At 60.5% G+C, this 5,020-nt stretch carries 3 protein-coding genes and 2 pseudogenes; 1 reads left to right on the top strand and 4 read right to left on the bottom strand.

What is annotated here, in order from left to right; all coding sequences use genetic code 11:
- Positions 1–903, top strand: a pseudogene (locus AC1D00_RS26165) (caspase family protein); the annotation flags it as partial.
- Positions 904–1,015: 112 nt separating this feature from the next.
- Here the strand turns inward: AC1D00_RS26165 and AC1D00_RS26160 are convergent.
- From AC1D00_RS26160 to AC1D00_RS26145, 4 genes and pseudogenes are all read right to left on the bottom strand, one after another.
- The gene (locus AC1D00_RS26160; protein WP_477012639.1) at positions 1,016–1,195 is read right to left on the bottom strand and encodes a hypothetical protein; all 180 of its coding nucleotides are present in this window, start codon (positions 1,193–1,195) and stop codon (positions 1,016–1,018) included.
- A 61-nt stretch (positions 1,196–1,256) separates the two neighbouring features.
- Positions 1,257–2,831, bottom strand: a complete 1,575-nt coding sequence (locus AC1D00_RS26155; protein ID WP_477012638.1) for a recombinase family protein — start codon at positions 2,829–2,831, stop codon at positions 1,257–1,259.
- A 74-nt stretch (positions 2,832–2,905) separates the two neighbouring features.
- Positions 2,906–3,118: a hypothetical protein gene (locus AC1D00_RS26150; protein ID WP_477012637.1), complete on the bottom strand. Its 213-nt coding sequence runs from the start codon at positions 3,116–3,118 to the stop codon at positions 2,906–2,908.
- Between the two features lie 724 nt (positions 3,119–3,842).
- A pseudogene (locus tag AC1D00_RS26145) lies at positions 3,843–5,020 on the bottom strand (transcriptional regulator); the annotation flags it as partial.

Here is a 5,020-nt window from a genome sequence, read left to right as displayed (position 1 = left end):
GCCGAGGAGGCACGCGCAGCTGCGGCCGCGAAGGCACGCCAAGCCGAAGACGAAAAGGCACGGCTCGCAGCCGAGCGTGCGAACAAGGCCGAGCAGGAGAAGGCGGCCGCCGCCGCCAAGGCCGCCGAGAACGCCCGGCTTGCCGCCGAAAAGGCCAAACAGATCGAGGAGGCCAAAGCGGCCGCCGCCGAGCAGCGGCGCAAGGACGCCGAGGCCGCCGTGGCCAAGGCGATCGCCGACAAGCAAGCTGCCGAGAAAGCGCTCGCCGACAAGATCGCAAGCGACAAGGCAGCCGCCGAGAAGCAGCAAGTTGCGGACAGCGCACAGAAAGTCGCGGCCGTTGCGCCGACCTCATCGCAGCCAACGCTGTCGCCGCAAGAAACGGCGAAGCTGGTTCAGTCAGAGTTGCGCCGTGTCGGCTGTCTGGCGGCCGCTGCCGACGGCGACTGGAATGCGCCATCGCAACGCTCGCTGACGCTGTTCAACAGATATGCCGGGACGAAGCTCGATGCCAAGCAGGCGAGCTTCGACGCGCTTGAGGCGATCAAGGGCAAGCAGGGGCGCGTCTGCCCGCTGGTGTGCGATCACGGCTTCAAGGCCGACGGCGACGCTTGCGTGAAGATCGCATGCCGCGCCGGCTATCGCGTCAATGACGACAATGAATGCGAGAAGGTGCAGGACAAGAAGCCGGTCGCGACGCGTGAGGATGCCAAGAAGCGCGACGACGAGAGAAAGAAGGTGGAAGCCGCGCCCGCGAAGCCGCAGGTGACCGGCCAACTCTATTGTAGCAATACGGGCTGTCGGCCAGTCCGGCCGGGGTGCCACCTCGAACTATCGAGCTCGGGATATGGGCGATGGAACGGGGGCGGCTCTGCTGGTAACAGCATCGAAGTTTGTAATTGAGGAAAACGCGTCTTCGCCAGGGAACCGTCCGGTGCGGGTCACAAGCCGCCGAACACGTTCAAGGTGGGAGACTTCCGCTTTGCGCTGGTAAGCTGAAGTTAGCGCGGATCTCTCAGGCGAGCGCCGCGGTCGAGTGCCAGACCAGGACGCCGGCGACGATCGCCGCCACGATCGCGGCGCCGCCGAGCCAGCCCGCGGCACTCGACGGGCGATCCCGCACCTGGCGGATGGTCGCGACCAGGCATAACAGCGCCAGCACGATCGCCGCGGGCTCGGCAACATAACGCCACAAAGAGCAATCGATGGACGATGGTCGCAAGGGCGGTCTTCACAGGATTGAGCATGGCTTGCTTTCAGACTGCCCGGAGGCGTCGCTTGATCGCCCGCGCGATGTCGTCGACAGAACTAAACCAGCGCAGCCCGTAACGTTTCGCGCTATTTTCGGTGAACCTCAGGCGATCGACAAGTTTCGAAGCCTGCATCAAAAAGTAGTCGCGCACAGCCCGATTTGAAGCGTCGAGTCTAATGCCGACGACTATGCCTGGAGGCAAATGTCGGCCATGCTCGACCGTCCAGGTAGGAGAATGCTTTTCGTTGCCATCATGAGTGCTGCGGGCTACGCGCAACGAGACGACGAGACTCCTTACCTCTAGAGTTCGGTGAACCTGATTGAGCCTGACGTCTTCGCCAAAGGCAGCGAGAGCCGCTCCGAGTTTCACAGCGTGCTCTTCCATCATGGTGTGACGATCATCGCGCGAATCGATATATTCGCAATCCCGCGTCGAAACGTAGCCAATCAGCCGATAGGCCTTCCTCAAGGATCCGAAGCGGAATTGATAAAGTCCGGCGCTCGGCACACCCGGCGCATCGCTAATGATATCCCGGCTTAATCGTCCCTTCTTCCTCAACAAGATTCTGAGTCGCTTTAGCATCTCCTCGTTGGAGAGACCCTTAGTGCTTTTGCGAGTGTCGATGATCGCCCGGGCTTTCGCGAACAACTCGGGACTAATGATCGATTCGATCGCGCCGACCTTGCGGATCCATTGCTCAGGCGGGTTTGGCTTGTTGTACTCTCGAAGACGACAGGTATGTCGACCGTAGAGTAAATTGCCGATGTAGTTCTCGTTCGCCAACATGTAGCTGATGATGCCCGGAGACCAAGGCCGGCCCGTCGGGCACTTCATGCCGGCAGCATTCAGGCGCCGCGCAATCTTGGTCTCACTCCTCTGGTCAACCACGAACTGTCGGAAGATCGAGCGGACAAGTTCAACCTCCTCGGGAGGCCCCGGCCGTAACATAACTCGATCAGTTTGGAGAGATTTTCGTTCACCGTTCTGCATCACGCACCGAGAGCGCCCGTTCGCATCGATCAATTCTCTGCGCAAGCCAATACCGGGGCGTCCGCCCAAGCGGAAACCCATTCGAGCGACATAGCACGCTCCAACGTAAACCTTTTCAGATCGCTCTCGACTCCATTCGGCTGCCATGCCTCGCTTTAGGTTCTTCGCGATGCTCGAAACAAAGGTGCCATCGTTCTTGAACAGCTCTGCACAGTACTCAACACGCACTCCGTTCCGCTTGCACAGGAATTCGTAGTACGCGCTCTCGTCCACGTCCTGAAAGCGCCCCCAGCGACTGACGTCGTAGACGAGGATGCTGCCAAAATCGGCGCGCCCACACTGAACATCGTCAATCAGATCCAACAGCCCCTTCCGGTTTTTGATACGGAGTCCACTTTTGGCGTCGTCACGGTAGGTCCGAACAATCTCCAATTCTGCCCGCTGCGCGTAGGCGCCGATCACGGCCATCTGGTTTGCAATCGAATATTGCTGGTAGTCAGTCGACATTCTGACGTATTGCGCAGCGCGACGCGCCCGCTGTGCTTTTGGCAGCCAGCTCTTTTGCGGAACGAGCGCATTGACCATCATACGGTCTCCAACGCATCGCGCCATGTAATCTAAGTCGGCGTCAGAAGCCCGCAAACTCACGTCTTCACGACAGGCTACCGCCATGGCAGCCCGTACTTCGCCACCCAGGTCAGGATGGCTGCCGCTATAGCCGCGATCAATCCGCTCCAGGGTGACGACCCGCGCGCGGCGCTGATCGAGCGCAGATACAGAACTGCGCCGAGCAACGTGCCGTAGTTCTTTCTGAAATCTCCATTCAACTTGGCAATCTTCGAAAGCTCGGACGACGCACTTGCTTCTTCGGTCATTTTCGCTGGGTCCTATCAAACTGGAGCCAGCGTCTTATGAACCACTGTTTTGCCCGACGGAGCAAATGAAATTTCGGCGATTTCGAAACTGTGATGCTTCGGATAGGGCACGCAAGCAGTCTCTCTTGACCGAGCTAAGGCGTCGGCGCTCCCCGGCGCCGCAACATCTAGCGGCTTGCAACCCGCCGCCTCTCGCGGAATCTATCGGCCATGAGCACCAAGTCGCGAGAGGTCGTCTGGGTGGCCGCAAGACCAACCTTGCGCGGCTGCTACGCGGTCGGCCGGATGGCATRTTCGTCGCGCCCTTCGAGCCAGGCGAGATCGGCMCCGAGCTGTTCGGCGCCGCCTGCCGCCTGGGCCTCGAGGGCCTGGTCTCGAAACGGCGCGACCGRCGCTATAGCGCCGGCCGGTCGAAGGACTGGATCAAGGTCAAGAACCGGACRCACCCGGCGATGGACCGAGAGTTTTGAGGTCATGAAGCACAYGATCACACCGCCGCTGCCACCGGAACAYGTTCARGCAACGCGGGTGTAGCGTTCGAAGCAGCGRTAGGCGTGACGCTGRATTGCCGTCGGGTTTGCCTCTGAAAGCCGACATRACAGAGGCTCAAGCGACCTTCGGCTAAGGGCCACAAGCAGAACTCTTGATTGCATGGTTGTCGAGGAAAACCGGAAGAATTTGTCTGCTCAAGGAGCAGAGAGATAGGTTTGCCGCTTCGGAGCCGTCATTGATAAAGTTGCCTTCCATCACAACCGTTGGCCCCAGCTAGATGCAACAATCGGGAGGCACGAACGAGGTCTTGCGATTCGAACCCCTCGGTGAATTCGTCATAGATCGGCGCAAGCAATTGGAGGGCCTTACGCCTACAGCCATGCGCAATCCAGTGCCTCGCAAGATCCGTGCCGATACGCAGTTGGTAGGTCAAGGCCCCTATCGCTCGCGCTTCGACAAGCGCTTCCTGCAGCAGTTTTTCAGCGCGTTGGGTCTCGCCTGCATGGAGCAGGACCGACGCATGGATCCGCAGCAGCTCCGAACGGCACCAACGCTCACCTTGCTGCTCTTGGTGCGCGATCGCTCGCGCCACGGTTTCGCGCGCCTCATCGATACGCTCCTGTCGTAACAAGGCGCCGGCTAGGACCGCGAGATAGCTGCCGATTCGCATCAAGAAGCGACATTCGATCAGTTCTTCAATCGCGGCTCGAATATCCTCCACAGCCCCATGATCGCCGCGTAAATCGCGAAGGCAGGCGGAGAAGTAGCGCTCCACTGGAACCCAGCGCGAGATTCGCTCACGTTCCAGGTTGCGACGCAGCCGCTCGGTGAAGCTCTCGAGCGCGTCCAGATTGCGCGTTTCGAGCGCGACAGGAAGAGCGGCGAGCCCAAGTGCGTTCGATTGCGACACCCAATGACCACTACGGTCCGCGGCATCGACGGCGTCTCGGGCCAGCCTCGCCGCGTAGTCGGCTTGCCCCTGCATCCATGCAACGAACGGTAGGTTGAAGCGGACGGTGATGAACCGGTAGACCTCGTTCGCATCTTTGCGCGAACGGCCCTCTGCCAGCGAATAGGTTGCCGCAAGACGATCGAGAACCGGGCGGCTCTTGCTCAATTCGCCGGCAAAGGCGCGGGCCCAGGCCAGTGCGCGATCGGCTTCGGACGTTGCCGTCCGGTCGCGGTCCCGGTCGGCGAGCGCGGTGGCCTCCTCGAGATGGGTTATGGCGCGCGCAATCTCGCCAATCTGCAACAGGTAAAAGGCAAAGCCCACCAGCGCACGTTGCTGATACTCGATGTTGCCGGCCCGCCTTGCAAAGGCGATCGCATCGAGCCAGGCAACCTCGTTCTCATTCGACATCTTGCGAGCGTAGAACAGGCTCCATCCAAGGGCGCAGGCGAGCTTTGCCT

The organism is Bradyrhizobium sp. P2_E8 (assembly GCF_056403875.1).
Note: the sequence above shows the minus strand (reverse complement) of the source record. Positions and strands in the feature narration are given on the sequence as shown.